Source organism: Lysinibacillus sp. NPDC086135 (assembly GCF_044746345.1).
Lineage (GTDB): Bacteria > Bacillota > Bacilli > Bacillales_A > Planococcaceae > Lysinibacillus.
Genome location: NZ_JBIVCA010000018.1, coordinates 24188 through 43721 on the forward strand (window position 1 = coordinate 24188; position 19534 = coordinate 43721).

Genomic DNA, 19534 nt, shown 5'->3' on the forward strand with positions numbered 1-19534 from the left:
AAGTCGTTTTTCCAAATAACAGCATACAAAAAGCCTTAGCGCTCACCACATGTGATTTTACGCTAAGGCCTAACTAACACTTATCTCCATTTAATTGTATAAACACGAATTTCGGCTTTTACATCGGCCGAGTACTTGTTTAAACTCCCTCCTTTTCGAGTTAGAGTTTTTTGATTTTTGAAATCAGCTCCTTTACTTTTTCTTAATATTAATTTAACACACGCCCTCAATATTGTAAATATTCGGTCTATTGATTTTCGCAAAATAATCGCTTAGTCCTAGGTGTTTACCTAAACATTGAAATTTAGTCCCAAATCAGCTAAGATGAAGGGGATGAAATGAGGTGTATCTATGTCAAATCCAATCACTGATAAAAAACAGCAAATGAACTACTTAAAAGAGCGTCTTGAAATGTTTTTAGAAGTTTTAGATGCAATTGATCCTGAAACAACTGAATTAGAGGATATCGATCGTTTAATTCAAATGATGGATGATTTAGAAGACAAAATGGAGCAATTTAATGCTCGTGAACAATAACTACTAATCAATTTCTCCTTGGCGTAATTGCGTCCGAATATCAAAATCCCGAGACATCCGCCGGAGGCTTATCTTCAGGAAGTCTTTTATAACTAACTCTTCACTTTCGTACAGAAAAGATTTGCTGAATGAAGATAAAAGCAAGCGGATGTGCTATATCCACTTGCTTTTTTCTGTTCCATTTCCGGTTAATAGCAATCCCAATTATATAGAACTTTACTAAAATCCTTTCGTTTAAGGTCATCTTTAGTAATAAAGAAATTTCCAACCCCGTCATCCCCCCACACAATATGTTCGCCTACACTATCAATCTGAAGTAACAAAATTGTTGAATCTATATAGTCGCCATATGCTCTTGGATCTTCTTGGGTAAAGAATGGATATCCGCCAATTTTATGACCTGAACTATTTAAGGTTTCATAAAATGAGTCTACTAAAATATCATTGTCTTCTATATTAGCAAGGATCTTCGCATATAGTTTTTCACGTCTAAAGTCATGTGCTGATAATGGTTCGTAGCTTGTTCCAAAAGACAATGCCATTTCTTTTTCAACTGGAAAGAATAATTCTTTTTCTTTCTCTTCAACAAATAAGAAGTCTTGAACTAATTGCAGCTCATCACTGACAATATGTTCGTGGAAAATGACGCGGAAGCCCTCCTGATTTTGGCCATTCTCAAAGTCCATCCCTAATACATCATCATAGCCATCAATAAAAAACTGTAAAATCCCCTCTTCAGGGAAATTCGGTAAATGCTTAGATACATCTGCAAAATTAATTTGTGCTAGTAATTTTAATGGTTGCCCCTCAGGACTTTTCGGATATTCCATTGAAAGAGGAAAATACGGATCACCCGCAAACTTACTTTCAAATAAAGATGTTTTTCGTTCTTCCGTTTCAATAAATACAGTGGGCTGTATCGTTTCCTCTATTACAGTCCGATATTGTTCAAATACTTCAGGTAAATTAAGTAACTTCATAATATTACCTCCTAAAGGAAATTTTATATTTATTATAGAACAAACGTTCTTCGCCAGCAATCTTTATGGTGATTTGATCAGCTCGGCTTCAAAAGTGATCCGCCCACCTAAACAATAGATACATAATTTCATATTTAAATGACCTCTTTTTGAGAATAGACCTTTAATTCCGACCACAATGAGTTGAACTCTTTTTTTCATTAGTTGAAAAGAGTATAATGTATCGTGGAAATAATCAAATTTTCTATGGGGGGCAATACTAAATGAATATCCAAACTTTGGAGAAAAGTCTTTACGATTTAATTACTGAAACATCTACTAATCTACCAAAAGACGTACGTCGTGCAATTAAGAAAGCTAAAGATGCTGAGAATGCTGGTACTCGTGCTGCAATGAGCTTAGACACAATCTCAACTAATATTATTATGGCAGAAGATAATGTATCACCTATCTGTCAAGATACTGGTCTACCAACATTCAAAATTTATACTCCTGTTGGTGTAAACCAATTAGAAATTAAAGAAGCTATTAAAAAAGCTATTTGTGATACATCTGCCGATGCAAAATTACGTCCAAATGCGGTTGATTCATTAACAGGCGCAAACAGCGGTAATAACCTTGGTGACGGTCTTCCTGTTATGAAATTCGAACAATGGGAAAAAGACTACATCACAATTAAGTTAATCCTTAAAGGTGGCGGCTGTGAAAACAAAAACATTCAGTATAGCCTACCATGTGAGCTTGAAGGTCTTGGCCGCGCTGGTCGTGATTTAGATGGTATCCGTAAATGTATCATTCACTCAGTATACCAAGCACAAGGTCAAGGCTGTTCAGCTGGCTTCATCGGTGTAGGTATCGGTGGAGACCGCTCTTCTGGTTACGACTTAGCGAAAGAACAATTATTCCGTCATGTGGAAGATACAAATCCAAATGCTGATCTTGCTAAATTAGAAGAGTATGTAGTGAAAACTGCAAACACATTTGGTATCGGTACAATGGGCTTCGGTGGTGAAGCAACATTACTAGGCTGTAAAATTGGTGTTATGCACCGTATCCCTGCATCATTCTACGTATCAGTAGCTTATAACTGCTGGGCATACCGTCGTATGGCTGTGGACATCAATCCTCAAACTGGTGAAATTATTAACTGGCATTATCAAGAAGGCGAAAAAATTACATTTAAAGAAGATGAAGTTGCAGCAACAACAGAAGATACTACTACAGATGTAGTGGAACTTACTGCACCAATTACTGAAGAGCAAATTCGCGCTCTAAAAGTTGGTGACGTTGTTTCGATTACTGGTCGTATGTATACTGGCCGTGACGCAATTCACCATCATTTAATGAGCCATGATGCTCCAGTTGATCTTAATGGACAAGTTATTTATCACTGTGGCCCTGTAATGGCAAAAGACGAAGAAGGTAACTGGACAGTAAAAGCAGCTGGTCCAACTACTTCTATTCGTGAGGAGCCATATCAAGGTGACATCATGAAAAAATTCGGTATCCGCGCTGTAATTGGTAAAGGCGGTATGGGACCAAAAACACTTGCTGCATTAGAAGAGCACGGTGGCGTTTACTTAAATGCAATCGGTGGTGCTGCACAATACTACGCAGACTGCATTAAAGGTGTTGAAGGCGTTGACCTAATGGAATTCGGTATTCCAGAAGCAATGTGGCATTTAAACGTTGAGAAGTTCACGGCTGTTGTAACAATGGACTCTCACGGTAACTCATTACACGCAGATGTAGACAAATCATCCCTAGAAAAACTTGCCCTACACGCAGAACGAGTATTCTAATAAGAGCTTTTTACGTTGAATAGTAACAATAGTTTTTAAACTGTGGAGTACACATAGCATCAGCTATACTGCAAAAACGAATTTATAACTTAATAATTTATGGCTCATCACCAAAAGTTAGGTATGACATTTATTAAAACGTATGTCAGTTGATTGAAGTGAAGACTAGACGCCCAAGCGCCTAGCCAGACCGGAAATCAGCCCCACTTTATAGTGATAAGCCTGCACAAGTTTGAGAAGCACAGAATATTCCTATGAATAACTGTGCTTTTCTTATGTTCAAAAATTATTTTAAAAATCCTCAAATCGCCTCCATCTCAATCCCGGCCTGCTTTTATCCCCACTCTTTAAAAATCCCTTCAAATTTCTTACTTTCTTTTTCCAAATACCTTTGTTATAATAATTCTAAATTAGAGAGGAGCTAATCGATAGCGATTTTCAATTAGACATTGTTTATATACATTGGTTTATATGGGTTTTGATATTGATTTTCATTATCAGGAGGAATAAAAGTGGAACACTCTAAACGAGAAAATTCTAATTTAATTGAGAAAACAAAAGAGCATGCTGAATTAATTGCTGCCCTGATAGCAGGTCTGTTTATTTTGCTTGCATGGCGTTTAGATACTAGCGGGCAAACGACAGCTTCTATTATTTTATATATAGTTGCATTTTGTGTCGGCGGATTCGCTAAAGCAAAAGAAGGCATCGAAGAAACCATTGAAAATAAAGAACTTAATGTTGAACTATTAATGGTATTAGCTGCAGTTGGCTCAGCTGCAATCGGTTATTGGACAGAGGGCGCTATTCTAATTTTCATTTTTGCCGTAAGTGGTGCTCTGGAAACATACGCAATGAATAAAAGTCATCGTGAAATTTCTGCACTCATGAACTTACAACCCGAAGAAGCTTGGCTTGTACGAGGGAACTTTGAACCAATGAAAGTTTCTATCTCTACATTACAAATTGGAGATCACCTACTCGTAAAACCTGGTGAACGTATTCCAGCAGACGGCGTGATCTTCAAAGGACAGTCTTCTATCGATGAATCCGCAATAAGCGGTGAACCACTCCCAGTGGCAAAACATGAAGGCGACGAGGTATTTGCAGGTACTGTGAATTTAAATGGCGCCATTACGATGGAAATGACAAAACCAAATTCAGAAACACTTTTCCAAAAAATTATCCAACTTGTACAAAGTGCTCAGAGTGAAAAGTCTCCATCTCAACAGTTTATAGAAAAATTCGAAGGTACTTATGTAAAAATTGCGCTACTCTCCGTTGCCATTATGATGTTTCTACCTCACTTCGTTCTCGGTTGGGACTGGACAACAACTTTCTATCGTGCAATGGTACTCCTAGTAGTTGCTTCTCCATGCGCACTTGTGGCATCCATTATGCCGGCAACACTTGCAGCAATTTCAAATGGTGCTAAACACGGTGTATTATTCAAGGGAGGCTTACATTTAGAGCATCTAGGTGTATTACGTGCATTAGCAGTAGATAAAACAGGTACTTTAACACAAGGTAAACCAACCATTACTGATTTTATTGTTCGAGAAGGATTAGACCGTGAACATGCAATAACAATCCTTGCAGGTATTGAAGCACAATCGAACCACCCACTCGCACAAGCAATTACTTTATTCGCAAGACAAGAAGGTATCACACAGTTTCCTCAAGCCACTATTGAAGATATCCCAGGTTGGGGTATCAAAGGTAACATTAATGAGGTCGAATATCTTGTTGGGAAACCAGACTTTGTTGGTCTAGATGAGGCAATCGAATTTGCAAATGGCGCAGCAGAAAGCCTTGCCTCAGAAGGAAAAAGTGTTATTTTCATTCGTGACAAAGACGGCATTGTCGCATTGGCAGCCCTAAAAGATACAGTTCGCAGTGAAGCAAAAAAAGCAATATCATTACTAAAAGAGCTAGGCATTGATGTTGTCATGTTAACAGGCGACAACGAGAAGACTGCAAAGGTAATTGCCAAAGAAGCAGGCGTGACAGAATACGTTGCAGAATGTCTCCCTGAAACAAAAGTGACTGAGATGAAACGACTCCTTTCTGAACATAAATTTGTAGGGATGGTCGGTGACGGTATTAATGATGCACCTGCATTAGCAACTGCAACTACCGGAATTGCGATGGGAGAAGGAACAGATGTTGCTTTAGAAACAGCAGATGTCGTTTTAATGAAAAATGACTTATCAAAAATTGCCTATGCTGTACGTTTATCACGTAAAATGCAACGCATCATCAAACAAAACATTTTCTTCTCTATAGGCGTTATCGTTTTATTAATTGCTTCAAACTTTTTACAGGTCGTCGATTTACCTCTTGGCGTAATCGGACATGAAGGAAGCACTATTTTAGTTATTTTAAATGGCTTACGTATGCTTAATAAAAACGCCTAAAACACAAACAGCCTCGTATCACAAAGCGTGATACGAGGCTATTCTTTTCATATTCCTACCTATTTGCTAGTGTCTCCTGCCTCATAAGTTCTTTTTTCAATACTTTTTTCTGCATCGTCGCATTTAAAATGCCACCAAAAATTAAAATAATTCCCGTGAAATATAGCCACAGCATTAAAATAATAACGCCACCAATACTGCCATATGTAGCGGAATAATTCGCGAAATTATTAATATAAAAGGAGAAAGCATATGTTACTGCCACCCAGGAAATAGTTGAAAATAATGCACCTGGCCAAACTCCCCTCAACTTCAAACGAGGAATTGTATTTGGAATAAATCTATAAATCCCCATTAAAACTATAAAAATAAGTAGCGGTGGGATCGACCAACGTGTTCTATGCCAGATTATTTCAAACTGCTCCTCAATGCCAACAATCGAAAATAAGAAATGCCCCACTTGTTGCCCAAAAACCGGTAACAGTAGAACGACAGCAATAACAACGACAAATACCAAGGTGAAAACAAGGGATAGCCCTCGATCTAGTAGACTCGCCCTAGTTTCTGTGTCATAAGCCTTATTCAAGGCTCTAATCAATGCATTAATTCCTTTGGAGGCAGACCAAATTGTTCCAAGTACCCCGACAGATAATAAACTACTATTTCGGCTTGTTAAAATTTCATCCAATGTACTTTCAATAAGCCTATACACTTCGTCCGGCATTATATTCACTAGAAATGAATACACTTGCGTCGACTTTAAATTCAAATATGGTAGTAATGTAACTAGAAAAATTAGTAACGGGAAAAAAGACAGTAAAAAGAAATAAGCCAATTGCGCTGCAAGAGCTGATATTTCTGCTCGTCGTAAGCGTAGTAGTAAATCTTGCATAAAGCCTCTTGATGTCATCACATCTACAGTATCTTCGTCCGGTGAGACAAATGATTTCACCACACCGACAGCTGAATGTATCGAAGCTTTTTTCTTCTCCATACAAATTCCCTCCTGTACGACAACTATTCTTTATTAGGTAAAGAAAAGGCTGATTTCGTGTCATTAATCATGCCTTCGATCGTGGAAGGTAAATCTTTAAACTCATCAACTTTATCAATGATTGAGTTGACATTTTCTGAAACACTTTCACATAGCACTTTAGTGGCCAATACTTTTTCCTCAACTAGAACTTGTAATTCCTCTCGGTTGGTTGCATAATACGATATTGCTTCTTTCATCTTTTTCGTTGAAGCTATTGTTTTTTCACGCGTTGTACGGTCCAACATACTTAACGCAGCACCAACTGTGGCACCAACTACGATAGATGCTAATAATTTACTTTGTCCCATATTAAATACCCCCTGCTTTAGTAAATGTATTTGTTTTTTAGAGTAATAAATCAATTATGCCTCGGCATAATTACGTCCGGAGGCTTTAGGCCAACAGATATTTTTTGCGCGAAAGCGTAGCGTCAGCGGCAGATGTTTTTTGCTCGAAAGCGTAGAGACAACTTTAGTATGATGTTGGTCACTCAGTCGTGCGTTGTTGTTGTTGCTGTCGCTTCGCTTTCGCACAGATAAATTGTCACTGGACGCGGCGTTCTTAGACTGAGTTCCTCTAATTAAGCGGATGTTTGAACACCTGCCGACAGATGTTAAACTACTTACTGCCCTTATTCTACCCAATAACAGTCTATTTTTAAAGCAATGTCAAAATACAGTGTTGACATTTTTTTTATTCAATGAAATGATATTTTCGAGGATAACGAAAGGTAGGTTTAAATAATGGATTTATCAGTACCGTCAAAAGAAAACGTTATTTATATGATTGATCAAATGAAAGACAAGCTTCGCATGGTTAATGTTGATGCGATGAAATCGGAAAATTTCGATGAGGCTAATTACGATGACCTAGTCTATTTATACGAAATGATCATGAAGCGCGATACATTTAGTCCGAGCGAGATGCAAGCTATCGTTGCTGAATTAGGCGCTTTACGCAAATAAATAAAAGTTTCTAAACAAAAAGCTATTAGCAATAAAGGCACCAAAGCCGTTTGCTAATAGCTTTTTTCTATTTTGTACTTTTTACGGCAGAACCATCCTCAGTTACAAGTGGTTGTATTAACACTTCTACACGACGATTTTTCGCACGTCCTTCTTTAGTATCGTTTGGTGCAACGGCACGGTTCTCACCGAAACCTTGTGTACTAAAGTTTCGACCATCTAACTTCGAGTTACTCTGCAATAAAATTTCTGCGAAGTTCACCGCACGTAACGCCGAGAGCTGTAAGTTAGAAGAGAAGTTTGGTCCAGCTGGAACATTATCCGTATGACCAGTAATAACAATACTACGTGGTGGATTAGATACCAACACATCTGCAAGCTCTTTTGCTATTGTCTTATACTCTGGTTTAATGTCCGCTTTCCCAGAATCAAACAGGATACTATCACGAATTGTAACAAGTAACCCTTCATCAGTCATCGCTGTTGCGAATTGACCTTCCATCTCATGAACAGCAATGAAATTATCAACACTATCTTTAATTTGAGCTAACTCCTGCTGATCCTTCAAGTAAGCTGAATTTTGTTGCGTTTGTGGTGTTTGGTCACTATCCGCATTCGGACTTTTTACCGGTGAAGGCTGATCTAAAAAGCTTGTTCCACCATCAAATACTTGATTAAACACCGCTGACATTCTCTCTAGCTTTTCTTGGTCTACTGAACTGGATGCAAACAATATGATAAATACAGCTAATAGCAGTGTTAAAATATCTGCATACGGAACTAGCCAAGACTCATCGATATGTTCATCATGCTTTTTTTTCTTAGCTTTCTTTGCCAAGGCCGCCCGCCCCACTTTCATGAGAAATTTGACGACGTTCTTCCATTGTTAAGTAAGAAGATAATTTTTGTTCGATAACGCGTGGAGCCTCCCCTTCTAAGACAGAAAGGATGCCTTCAATCATCATTCTTTTTTGCTTAACTTCGATAGCTGATTTACGTTTTAATTTATTCGCAAATGGATGCCATAAAACATAACCTGTAAAAATACCTAATAATGTAGCCATAAAAGCAGCTGAAATAGCATGTCCAAGCTTTTCTATGTCATTCAAATCTGCTAATGCGGCGATTAACCCTACTACCGCACCAAGTACCCCTAAAGTCGGGGCATATGTACCAGCTTGTGTAAAGATTGCAGCACCACTAGCATGACGTTCTTCCATCGCTTCGACTTCTTCTGTTAAGACATCACGAATATAGTCCGCATTCTGACCATCAATTGCTAATGTAAGCCCATTTTTTAAGAATGGGTCTTCTATTTCTGAAGCTTTACTCTCAAGCGCCAATAGACCTTCACGGCGAGCTAAATCAGCCCATTGTGAAAACATCTTAATAATCTCAATATCATCCGCTAATTTTGTTTCTTTAAAAAGAATTTTAAATAGCTTTGGTACACGCTTTAACTCCTTCATTGGGAAGGCAATTGTTACTGCGGAAATTGTACCGAAGATGATAATTAGAATGGCAGCTGGGTTATAAAATGCACCTAAACTTACACCCTTTAGCACCATTCCTGTTAATAGCGCTACTAGCGCAAGTATTAACCCTACAATCGACGATATATCCATTCTAGAACCTCCAAATCTCCTATTAAGCTTTATTTCGTCCTTTTTTCCATAATTTTAATATAGTATAAATGTATTTCACATTTTTTTCGATGAAATAAATACTTTTTATTCACCTTTCGACCATATTTGATTATATTGAATTAAGAATAATACACTAAATTGTCTTCATTTGAAAAAAATTAAGAATTTGTTATTATTCTTCGACACAAAATTACTAAAAAATGCTTGATTAGTCATAAAATTAGGATTAAATATCCAAAAAAATCCACGCATTCATATGAGTAATTCGACTGAAAACAAAAAACCACCTCAAATAATCGCTAAAACATCGCATAAAAATGGTATAAAACAGTTTAATGTCTATTTATCCGACAACATACTTTTTTCGCACTCGCTATGAAAACGCTCCAAAAGACTCATTTAATTTCTTCCCATATTTAATCAATTATGCCTCGGCATAATTGCATCATTCGGCTTTGTGCTGGCACAAAGAACTTCTTTCACCAACTAAAGACGGAGAGACTTCTATACCTGCCGCTACGCTTTCGGTACAAAAAACGTCGCGGCTAAGCACGGACAAGAAAATTTAAAATCAATTATTTCAACAGACGAAATGCACAAAGCTCAGTACATTACTTTATGATTATTTCTAGGCAACAGAATATAGAAAGCGCCACTACTATTAGGTAAAAACAATCACTTTTCCATATTATCAACTGGACAATTCAAGTAATTTATCCCTACTAATATTAGTCTGAACTAGGTGTGTTGTGGATGTCATAAATTCTCCTTAGATTTTCCTAGTAACCTATTGTATAATTACTTTAGATAATATTGTAGATTATTTTAGTAGAGAGGGGCTTTTATTATGTTCGTAACGACTGTACTAGGCTTTAGTGTCGTATTATTAATCTCTTTGGCATTCTTCATCCACTACCTACAAGTTGGTTTAGATTCTAAGTCTTCAGTGACTGTAGATCCAAAACCAAACGAAAAATTTTAATTTTGTTGAAAACAGCTACAGTAAGTAGCTGTTTTTTTATTATCTTCCGGCAGATTTTACGGCTATTTAATTATTTCGATTCGCTAAATAAATTACTAAACTTCTTTTTTTTTCGTAAAAAATCGCGTGAATATTGTCATTATTATTTGCATATTTAAAGTTTTGCTCTAAAATAATTCCTGTAAGGGAGGGAGCAATCTTTCATGACAATGTTACAAGATATTCTTAAGTTTAATGAAGATTTCGTTCAAGAAAAGAAATATGAGCCTTTTATTACAACAAAGTATCCTGATAAGCGCATCGTTGTGTTATCTTGTATGGATACACGACTTGTAGAGCTGTTACCTAAAGCTATGAATTTGCGTAATGGCGACGTAAAGATCGTTAAAAGTGCTGGGGCATTAGTTAGTCACCCTTTTGGTGCAATTATGCGTAGTTTACTTGTAGCTGTTTATGAACTACAAGCAGATGAGGTGTATGTTGTTGGACATTACGACTGCGGTATGAGTGCAGTTGACCCAGAAGCCATGTTAAATAAAATGGTTGCTAGAGGGATTACCCCTGAAACTATCGACACGATTGAATATTCAGGTTTTGATTTAAAAGAGTTTTTACGTGGCTTTGGTGACGTAGCAACAAGTGTAAAGAAAAGCGTTGATACTATTCGCAATCACCCGTTAATGGTTAAAGACGTACCTGTTCATGGATTAGTGATTGATCCAAATACAGGTCGCCTTGATTTAATCATAGACGGTAGCAAACAATAATAAAAATAGAAGCGTCTATCCTTCAATACTGAAAGATAGACGCTTCTTTTTATTGACCCTCTAAACGTGCATACATATAATGATCCACCCATTTACCATTAATGTACAGCAGCTTTCTCAAAAGACCCTCACGCTGGAATCCAGCCTTTTCTAAGACTCGGATAGAAGAATTATTTTGTGTTGAAACATAAGCCTCTACTCGATGTAAGCCTACTTGCTCGAACGCAAATTGCACGACCATATTAACTGCTTCCGTGACGATCCCTTTTCCAATATAAATTTCATCCATCGCATAACCAACAAACGCACTAGAATACGGTAAACGTTTTACTGCATAAAGAGCAATATGTCCTATTAAATTATTTGTACCCGGCTCAAAAATACCAAAGGAAAATTCCCTCTTTGAGTCCATTAAGTATAAGCATTCTTGAATTTTTTTATATTGAGCATTAATTGTATAATATTCAGGGCGTTGTAACGGCTCATGTGTAGACCAAAAGTATTTATTGCGACTTACGAGATCGGTTAAACTTTGTGCATCTTTTTCATAAAATGTGCGAATGTAGCATTTCCCTCCTTGAATTGATACCACATTTTCACCCTTTTTCCTTAATAATCTCCAAATTTTAAGCACCATTTTTCCACACTAACCTTCCGATAATTATCAATACGTTTTAATGCCTGCGTTCATTTACCAATGGAAGAAACACCCACTAATTGCAATTTTACTTTATTGTATGTAAAAAAAGATGCTGCTACAACTAAAACATCTCGTCTTGTTGTTACAGCATCTATATCATTATTTCACTTTTTGTTTTTTAGGCTTCTCCTCTAGCAATTCAAGGCTAGACGATTCCGCATCTTCTAAATGTGCTGTGTCTAAAACATTCGTTAAATGTAGGCCACGTTTTTTTGCCTCACATTCGATATGTGCTAGTGTTTCTTGCAGCACTTGAACACGAGCATATTTTTTATCATCTCCTTGTATTAGAACCCACGGAGCACTTTTCTTATCGGTCTTCGCAAACATTTCATTTGCAGCTTCTATATATTGAGGTGTTTTTTCGCGATTTCGCCAGTCTTCATCTGTTAGCTTCCAAGACTTATATGGATCCTCTTCACGTTCTCTAAAACGGTTAAGCTGCTCCTCATCAGATACTTGAAGCCAAAACTTAATAACAATATAATCCCCTGCTGTTAAAATCTTTTCAAAGTTATTAATTTCTTCGTATGCACGAGACCACTCTTCATTTGTTGCAAATCCTTCAATTCGCTCAACTAATACACGACCATACCATGAGCGATCAAAAATAGCGATTTGTCCATGTTGTGGCAGCTTTCGCCAAAAACGTTGTAAATAATTGTAGCGTAGTTCATGAGGCTGAGGTGCTGCAATTGGGTGCACGACATAGCCACGCGGATCAGCACGTTCAATTAGACGCTTAATAGCGCCACCCTTACCAGCAGCATCCATACCTTCAAATACTAGAATTAATCCAATTTTATTTTTTAATAAAAACTGTTGAGCATTTAACATTTCATATTGGAGTACTTTTAATTTCTTTTTGTACATTTTCTTATCCAGTTTCACTGATAAATCTAGATCATTTAAATTTTGAGTCATTAAAACTTCACTCCTTACATTCGAATATTTTCATTGTACTAAAGAAGTATATGGATAACTATCCAAATGGTAAATTGTAGATATTTTTAACGAAACACGCGATACATCGTTGGAAATTTCCGTTATAATGAAAATATAATGTTCAGTCCTATACTTATTTGTCTTTTCCCTATACAATTTAACACGAAGGGAGAGAAAACATGCCTCGATTTTTTTTGATGACAATAACTTTTATTGTCTCACTCATCCTAACCTTTTCATCCTATTTCATGAAAATAAACGATCATTCTTTTTTAGAGATCTTAAATCGTTTTCCAGTAATATTTGCACCGTTTAATGTTAGTTATATGATTTGGATTGTGGTTTACATGTTACTTGGTTATTGGTTAGTCATGAACCTAAAAAAGACATCTATTAAACAGACTGTTCTCTTTAGTAGCATATGTATCATGCAGGCGTTAGCAATTGTTGTTTGGCATCACGAACTATTTATCATGTCAATTATCAGTACGTTTGTTTTAGTACTGTATTTATTTAAGTTGTACAAAGCGTACCCTCTTAGCAATAATTCACTCACAGGTCGTATACCCTTCTCGGTTTATTTAGCATGGATTACATTTAGCCTAATGACAAATGTAAGCTTCATGTTAACATCTTATCAATGGAATGGTCTTGGCCTTAGTGATCCACTTTGGGCAGTTATTTTACTGACCATTGGAGCGGCAATAGCGCTACATATTCGATTCCATTATTTTGATATTATCTACCCAAGTGTATTTATCTGGTCCTATATCGGGGTCGCATTACATAATGGTTTCGATGAGCTACTTGTGACAACTGCAGCCTTGTTTTTATGTGGAGTGCTACTTGTCGGTATATTATTTATTAAAAAAAATCCTGCCTACCAAAAATAAATTGGTTAGCAGGATTTTCAGCTTTTTTATTGTTCATCTAGAGAAGTTAAAATAATTGGTTTGTCTTTAGTAACGATAATTGAATGCTCAATTTGAGCGACTAATGATTTGTCTGGCGTAATGAATGTCCAGCCATCACCAGATTCTACAATATGCTCCGCTTTCGCTGAGATAAATGGCTCGACTGCAAGCACCATGCCTTCTTTCATAATTGTTGAATCCCAAGCATCATAGTAGTTTAAAATATGATTTGGCTCATCATGTAAAGAACGACCTAAACCATGACCTGTTAGGTTCATAATCACTGTTAAATCATTGGCATATGCTTCACGCTCAACAGCTTTACCGATTTGGTTTAATTTTGATCCAGCTTTTACTTTTGTCATCGCACGGTCGAAAGCACTTTTGGCTACGTGACATAGCTTTTCTTTATCCTCATAGCCTTCGCCAACTACAAATGAAATGCCCGTATCAGCAAAGTAGCCATTTAGTGACCCAGATACGTCTATATTTACGATATCTCCCTCGTTAATCACACGTTTACCAGGAATACCATGTGCGACTTCCTCATTCACACTAATACATGTGTAGCCTGGGAAATCATACTCCCCTTTAGGTCCAGAAATTGCTCCTGCTTCAGCAAACATACGACCTGCAATTTCATCTAATTCAAGTGTTGTTACACCTGGTTTTGTAGCAGCCTTCATTGCCTCACGAATTTCAGCACAAATACGGCCGATTTTTTTAAATGCTTCAATCTCTTCTTGCGTTTTTACAATCATTTTTAACGTCCCTTTCATCTAATATCTACTATTTAATATAACATAACTTTTTATACATAAAACGCTAAACGCTTTAAATATTATATGCCATCATAAATTGTAAAGTGCCGACATCTCCATAATGTGAGGTTGATTTCCGTTCCGGCTGGGCGCTTTCCTGGGGGCGTCCGATGAGCCGCTTCACTCGCGATGCTCGCTGCAGGGTCTCATCTGTGACGCTAATCCCCGAGGAGTCGCCCATCCTCCACTCCAATCAACAAATATACAATGTATACTTTTCAACAAATGTCATCCCTTGCTAGCTAAAAAACAAAGGCTGTTTTCTCAAAGATTGTTGCTTCTGGTTTGACTACCTTCTTCAACAAAAAGATTGATCAAAATGGATTCTTATCCCTCAAATTTAAGATTGGTTTTTATAAAAATGATCGATTATTTTCTACCAATAGGCTTGGATCTACAGGTTTTTCTGATTTCTCTGGCCCTTCAGGTGTTGGCTCTATTGCTACTGGTAAGGATTTCCTTCTTTTAGAACAAAAGCAGTTTTACTTTCCACACCTGTAGCAGATATAGACTTTATACCATATGTGTATGCTTTACTATTATTTGCAATAGTATCTACATAAACAGTATTACCTTGTGTGTTATAAACCACGTCTACTATATTTTTAACGTCTTCATATGATCCTTCTTTTGTTCCATCAAATCGGTATATTACATATTTCCTTGGTTGAGTACTATTTTCATCTGTAATAGTAAGCTTCATGCCGAAAGACTCTTTACTCAATTTAACATCAGTTGGACATAAAGGTATTGCAGAGCCTTTCCAATAAATTGTAGGTGTTAAAGCTTTATAATTGTATAGTTGCTGATTTAGATAAGAAGCATATCCAAGAGCGTTATTGTTAATACTTCTTAGAGAAAAATGCATTTGTCCTTGAGCATTTTTATTTGCTCTGTTGGCGATTACTTGGCTGATAAGTTCCGTCTTGTTATTCCATGCAGTATCAGAATCATTTCCAACTTTATGATTGGCCATGCCAATATATAAATTAACAGGATGGACTTTTGCGTACGTTTGAACTTCTCTTCCCCACCAATCTAATAAAACAGAGTAATTTGCTGCTTTATGATTTCTGGACCAATAGATTTGAGGAGCAATATAATCGATACTTCCATCTTTAATCCACTGTCTTGTATCAGCATAAAGATCATCGTAGTTACTCATTCCATTCGTGTTACTACCAGTAGAATCTTGCCCTTTGTTTCGCCAAATTCCAAACGGAGATATTCCATATTGAACATGAGGTTTAATTGCCTTAATGCTTGCATAAACCTTTTTTACTAATTGATTAACATTATTTCTGCGCCAGTCTTCAATATTATTGAATGAGCCACCATACTTTTTAAAAGTTTGTTGATCTTGAAAAGTCTCTCCTTTTATTTTATAAGGATAGAAGTAATCATCCATATGTACAGCGTCGATATCATAGTTGCTTACTAATTCTTCTATGGTTGATAATAAGTAATTTTGAACTTCCGGCAAACCAGGATCTAAATAGTATTGTTTACCGTATTTCACTACCCAATTAGAATTTTTACGGGCTACATTATCGGCAGCAAGATTAGTCAAAGATTGCGAAGGCATAGTGACCCTATATGGGTTTACCCAAGCATGAAGTTCTAATCCTCGCTTATGTGCTTCGTCCAGCATTATTTGCAATGGATCAAAACCCGGATTGGTCCCTTGTGTATTGCCTGTTATATACGATGACCATGGAGCAAGCTTAGACGGGTACAGTGCATCATTTAATGGCTTAACTTGAAAAATAACTGTATTAAAGTTATCAGCTTTTAATTTGTCTAAGGTACTTTGAACCCATTGAGTATATTGGGTTTTACTCATACCTGCCTTCATATCAATATTAGATACTGTTGCAATCCAGGCTGCACGCATTTCATTTTGAGGTAGTGAATTAGCTGTAGCCTTTTGATTTGTAAAAACAGGAATAAGTAAAAGTAAAACAAAAAAAGTTACTAAGCACTTTCCAAAAAAATTTTTAAACATAAATAATGAAATCTCTCCTTTTAATTCTCAGCTATTAAAACCTAGCTGTTACTATAATCTAAGTAAATACCATTTCAGCCTATTCTATAAAAGTAGGAACTGATTTATCCTTCCAAAAAGTGTCTTACAGTAATTAGGTCTGTAGCATTTTGTCGGCAGGACCCTTTATTGGTAATTTCAATTGTTTGCGAAGCTCGTTGGAAAATTTTATTCTGTTTCTTCGCTCACTATATAATACCACAAATACCCAATTATTCTCCCTTCACCGGTAATTTTCATTTATTTAAATTCTTGACGCCCACAGCATTTTCAAATTCAACAAAAACCTTCCAAATTGAATTCGGAGGATTATTTGAGTTGCGCTTTTTAGCATGAAGTGTTTTTTAATTTAAAAGATTTTTATTGACAATCTATTAGCTAGTTTAGTTCAATAACTGATAATCAGTTGATTGGTGAAGTGTAGAACGATTGCAAATAGTGATAGATGACTGTGTGAGCTTATAAAGCAAGTTATGATGAGATTACGGTAGCACATCTTTTTGTTTGATTGGTGCTACAGAGCCATTTGTGTAGCTATAGGAGTGATAGAGAAAGCATAACAAAAGGACTTGTAGTAGTGTTACGCACAAGTCCCTAAGATTTAAGCGTGGTGGCAATTGGTTTGATTGTTAAAAGGAGATTATAGTCCTTGTTAACGTTTTAATTTTTCATTGATTTCTTCCAATAATAAAGATTGCCTTTTTAATTGCTTAGTTGTACTGATAGCAAACCAAAGGAAAAAAATAAATGGAATAAGAGAAAATAATAACCCGAAAATCGAGAAAGCACTAAATAAAATATCTCCTGAATTAAAACTGTTCATATCTTCTGTATAATAACTATTCAAAACTCAAATCCTCCCACTTTTTTTACTAACTTAAAATTTTTTCTATATCGAAATTGTAACATAGCAGAGTTTGGGTTGGTAGAGAAATGGTAAATGTGCAACAAATGAGATTGACAGCTACAAGAACTGAGTAACAAGTACCTAAGCAGAGTTGAACGAGCCTTTAACGAACCTGTGAGTGTGGTTAGTGGAGCAGAGGGAAACAGTTCTAATTGTTGCTATAGAGCCATGTGTGAAGCTACAGGAGAGGTTGTGAAAGCATAACAAAAGGACTTGTGCGTATGGGATTCAATCATACACGCAAGTCCTATTCTTATTGAAGGAAAGCACTACGTTAGCTTAATGAGAAATGTGTGAGGTTAGTCCTAATTTATCAATGAGAAAATTACCTTGTTCTATTTTAAACGTTTTCTTTTCAACACTAAATTCCCATCCATTTTCAATCGCATATCTAATTAAACGTTCACAATTGCTTGGCTTATGTGGGATGAAGTTCCAGCTACCTTCCCATGTAAACAAGACTTCAAAATATGATGTTTTTGATGAATAGACTTTAAAATTCACAAATTTGTTACTAGGGATCTCATTAATAACGCAGTGGAATTGAAAACCATCTACAATTATCTCTTTAGTTCTTTTGCAGAATTCCTTCCCCATTAGACCCTCCTGAATACGGCGTTTTTTCAAGCATGACGAGGCACACATTGGAAGTAAACTGCTCCGTTCGTTGAATAGCAACAATCTTTGCGAAAACAGCCAAAACAAAAGCCCTTCACTCATGTGAAGGGCATAATAGTTATGATTTTCGTTGCATTAATTGAGGTGCTGCCGTAAATAGCAGAACACCGACAATCGCTGTTAAAATCGTTGCTGGTAGCATATATGTTCCATTATAGATGATTGAATAAATCCACGCATTTTGATCGCCTGCATACTCTGCGAAAAATACAGCGCCACCAATGGTATGTGCTGCATAGCGTAAAAAACCTGCTAATACAGTTCCTAAAATAATATAAATCGCCATTTTCTTTTTGTTTAAATTTTTTGCAGCCTCAAGCACCGGTCGACGTACAACGGCCGCTAAGCCCACTACTGTAAAGGCAACACCATAATCAAGTGTTCCTTGTAGCCAATGCACAATTGTAGCACCAAACATTGTTTGCATTACACCAATGAGTAAACCGGTTGTCATGCCTGGAATAAGGCCCCAGCGGAATGCTATTAAAATTATTGGTACCATCACTAGACTAACAGAGCCGCCTTGTGCCCATACTTTAAAGGAAACCTGATCGAGCACAAGGCCAATCGCAGCGAATATCGCAATCTCCACAAGCATTAACAGTTTTTTATTGTCCATAATATTCTCTCCTTTGTTCCGATGTAGGATACAAGAGCAGGAATAGAAATCAGTTGGCAAATATGTCCCTATCTGGCATCAAAAAAATAAAAAACGATGCCAGGACAGAGCCTCACATCGTAAAAGTGTCGGTTTCTATCCACAATCCCTACGCAAGTGTTAACTTACAGGTTCGAAGAGTCAAGGCATTACGTGCCCAGTCTCAGCTGACATCATCAGCTCCCCTTGTGGTCGTACATCTTAATTTTATTGAACAACCTCATTGTACGCAAACACTGTTATGATTACAACCTCTTCCACATTTTTTTTTTTGAAACTTTATCGTTTTTCATGCGTAAATATTAAAAAAGGAGGTACTACTATGGAGAACCAAAAAATTTTATCTGCCTTTAGTTATCTCAGTATTTTATTCGCACCCTTTATTGTGCCATTAGTCGTTTACTTTGTGACAAAAGATAGCGACGTAAAGAGGCACTCTATTCGAGCACTAATATCACATTTAATCCCAGTCGCATTCGGAATAATTTTCTTTGCAGTCTTTATTTTCTCAACTTTATCATTCAACACTAATTTTGATCTAAATTCAGATAGTAATAATTTCCTTATCATTTGGTTTGTTTCATTCGCAATTTATATTCTCGTTTCATTAGGAGTCGTTATTTGGAATATTATTCAAGCTGTTCGGGTGATCCGATAAGTTTCATCTTAACCTCTCCTTGAACACATAGTACTTAAGGGGCTGTTATTTGTGAAAGTATCTAAAGTTGTTAAAAC

At 36.6% G+C, this 19534-nt stretch carries 20 protein-coding genes and 1 riboswitch; of the genes, 8 read left to right on the forward strand and 12 right to left on the reverse strand.

Annotation, left to right across the window (positions count from 1 at the left end):
* Window positions 1–351 precede the first annotated feature (351 nt).
* On the forward strand, window positions 352–537 hold the full coding sequence (locus tag ACIPKN_RS20425; RefSeq protein WP_049668848.1) for an SE1561 family protein: 186 nt from the start codon (window positions 352–354) through the stop codon (window positions 535–537).
* A gap of 188 nt (window positions 538–725) precedes the next feature.
* Here the strand turns inward: ACIPKN_RS20425 and ACIPKN_RS20430 are convergent, their stop codons facing one another.
* Complete coding sequence (locus tag ACIPKN_RS20430) at window positions 726–1517, reverse strand: YwqG family protein (RefSeq protein WP_400939541.1); 792 nt, start codon at window positions 1515–1517, stop codon at window positions 726–728.
* A gap of 263 nt (window positions 1518–1780) precedes the next feature.
* Between ACIPKN_RS20430 and ACIPKN_RS20435 the strand changes: the two genes are divergently transcribed.
* Window positions 1781–3319 (forward strand): fumarate hydratase, encoded by a 1539-nt coding sequence (locus ACIPKN_RS20435; protein ID WP_400939544.1) that lies wholly within the window; start codon window positions 1781–1783, stop codon window positions 3317–3319.
* A gap of 512 nt (window positions 3320–3831) precedes the next feature.
* On the forward strand, window positions 3832–5736 hold the full coding sequence (locus ACIPKN_RS20440) for a heavy metal translocating P-type ATPase (RefSeq protein WP_400939546.1): 1905 nt from the start codon (window positions 3832–3834) through the stop codon (window positions 5734–5736).
* A 55-nt stretch (window positions 5737–5791) separates the two neighbouring features.
* Here ACIPKN_RS20440 and ACIPKN_RS20445 read toward each other — a convergent pair whose 3' ends face one another.
* Together ACIPKN_RS20445 and ACIPKN_RS20450 are read right to left on the reverse strand one after the other, a co-directional pair.
* Window positions 5792–6730, reverse strand: a complete 939-nt coding sequence (locus tag ACIPKN_RS20445) for a YihY/virulence factor BrkB family protein (protein ID WP_400939548.1) — start codon at window positions 6728–6730, stop codon at window positions 5792–5794.
* Window positions 6731–6753: 23 nt separating this feature from the next.
* Window positions 6754–7080 (reverse strand): YtxH domain-containing protein, encoded by a 327-nt coding sequence (locus ACIPKN_RS20450; protein WP_400939551.1) that lies wholly within the window; start codon window positions 7078–7080, stop codon window positions 6754–6756.
* 435 nt (window positions 7081–7515) lie between these two features.
* On the opposite strand from ACIPKN_RS20450, the gene ACIPKN_RS20455 reads away from it, so the two are divergent.
* Window positions 7516–7737: a DUF1128 domain-containing protein gene (locus tag ACIPKN_RS20455; protein ID WP_142510762.1), complete on the forward strand. Its 222-nt coding sequence runs from the start codon at window positions 7516–7518 to the stop codon at window positions 7735–7737.
* A gap of 67 nt (window positions 7738–7804) precedes the next feature.
* Here the strand turns inward: ACIPKN_RS20455 and motB are convergent, their stop codons facing one another.
* On the reverse strand, window positions 7805–8575 hold the full coding sequence (gene motB, locus ACIPKN_RS20460) for a flagellar motor protein MotB (RefSeq protein WP_400939553.1): 771 nt from the start codon (window positions 8573–8575) through the stop codon (window positions 7805–7807).
* The gene (gene motA, locus ACIPKN_RS20465; RefSeq protein WP_400939556.1) at window positions 8559–9362 is read right to left on the reverse strand and encodes a flagellar motor stator protein MotA; all 804 of its coding nucleotides are present in this window, start codon (window positions 9360–9362) and stop codon (window positions 8559–8561) included. The genes motB and motA overlap by 17 nt, the downstream gene beginning before the upstream one ends.
* Before the next feature lie 868 nt (window positions 9363–10230).
* Here motA and ACIPKN_RS20470 point away from each other — a divergent pair.
* Entirely contained in the window at window positions 10231–10365 is a 135-nt protein-coding gene (locus tag ACIPKN_RS20470) for a hypothetical protein (RefSeq protein WP_255505301.1), read from the forward strand.
* Between the two features lie 203 nt (window positions 10366–10568).
* A complete protein-coding gene (locus ACIPKN_RS20475) occupies window positions 10569–11132 on the forward strand; it encodes a beta-class carbonic anhydrase (protein ID WP_142510760.1) in 564 nt (187 codons plus the stop codon).
* Window positions 11133–11181: 49 nt separating this feature from the next.
* Here the strand turns inward: ACIPKN_RS20475 and ACIPKN_RS20480 are convergent, their stop codons facing one another.
* Entirely contained in the window at window positions 11182–11769 is a 588-nt protein-coding gene (locus tag ACIPKN_RS20480) for a GNAT family N-acetyltransferase (RefSeq protein ID WP_142510759.1), read from the reverse strand.
* A 162-nt stretch (window positions 11770–11931) separates the two neighbouring features.
* Window positions 11932–12756 (reverse strand): polyphosphate kinase 2 family protein, encoded by an 825-nt coding sequence (locus tag ACIPKN_RS20485; RefSeq protein ID WP_400939560.1) that lies wholly within the window; start codon window positions 12754–12756, stop codon window positions 11932–11934.
* A gap of 200 nt (window positions 12757–12956) precedes the next feature.
* Between ACIPKN_RS20485 and ACIPKN_RS20490 the strand changes: the two genes are divergently transcribed.
* Window positions 12957–13670 carry a hypothetical protein gene (locus tag ACIPKN_RS20490; protein WP_323655633.1) on the forward strand — a complete coding sequence of 238 codons (714 nt, stop codon included), beginning with the start codon at window positions 12957–12959 and terminating at the stop codon, window positions 13668–13670.
* Between the two features lie 26 nt (window positions 13671–13696).
* Here ACIPKN_RS20490 and map read toward each other — a convergent pair whose 3' ends face one another.
* The 5 genes from map to thiT all read right to left on the reverse strand — a co-directional run bounded on the left by map (window position 13697) and on the right by thiT (window position 18760).
* Window positions 13697–14452 (reverse strand): type I methionyl aminopeptidase, encoded by a 756-nt coding sequence (gene map / locus ACIPKN_RS20495; RefSeq protein ID WP_400939697.1) that lies wholly within the window; start codon window positions 14450–14452, stop codon window positions 13697–13699.
* 502 nt (window positions 14453–14954) lie between these two features.
* Window positions 14955–16517, reverse strand: a complete 1563-nt coding sequence (locus ACIPKN_RS20500) for a glycoside hydrolase family 10-like protein (RefSeq protein WP_400939563.1) — start codon at window positions 16515–16517, stop codon at window positions 14955–14957.
* 691 nt (window positions 16518–17208) lie between these two features.
* The gene (locus tag ACIPKN_RS20505) at window positions 17209–17403 is read right to left on the reverse strand and encodes a hypothetical protein (protein WP_142510140.1); all 195 of its coding nucleotides are present in this window, start codon (window positions 17401–17403) and stop codon (window positions 17209–17211) included.
* A gap of 339 nt (window positions 17404–17742) precedes the next feature.
* The gene (locus ACIPKN_RS20510) at window positions 17743–18060 is read right to left on the reverse strand and encodes a hypothetical protein (RefSeq protein ID WP_400939566.1); all 318 of its coding nucleotides are present in this window, start codon (window positions 18058–18060) and stop codon (window positions 17743–17745) included.
* Between the two features lie 139 nt (window positions 18061–18199).
* A complete protein-coding gene (thiT, locus tag ACIPKN_RS20515) occupies window positions 18200–18760 on the reverse strand; it encodes an energy-coupled thiamine transporter ThiT (protein WP_400939569.1) in 561 nt (186 codons plus the stop codon).
* Window positions 18761–18887: 127 nt separating this feature from the next.
* Window positions 18888–18996, reverse strand: a riboswitch (TPP riboswitch).
* Window positions 18997–19121: 125 nt separating this feature from the next.
* On the opposite strand from thiT, the gene ACIPKN_RS20520 reads away from it, so the two are divergent.
* A complete protein-coding gene (locus ACIPKN_RS20520; protein WP_400939571.1) occupies window positions 19122–19457 on the forward strand; it encodes a magnetosome magnetite crystal formation protein family in 336 nt (111 codons plus the stop codon).
* Window positions 19458–19534: the final 77 nt, after the last annotated feature.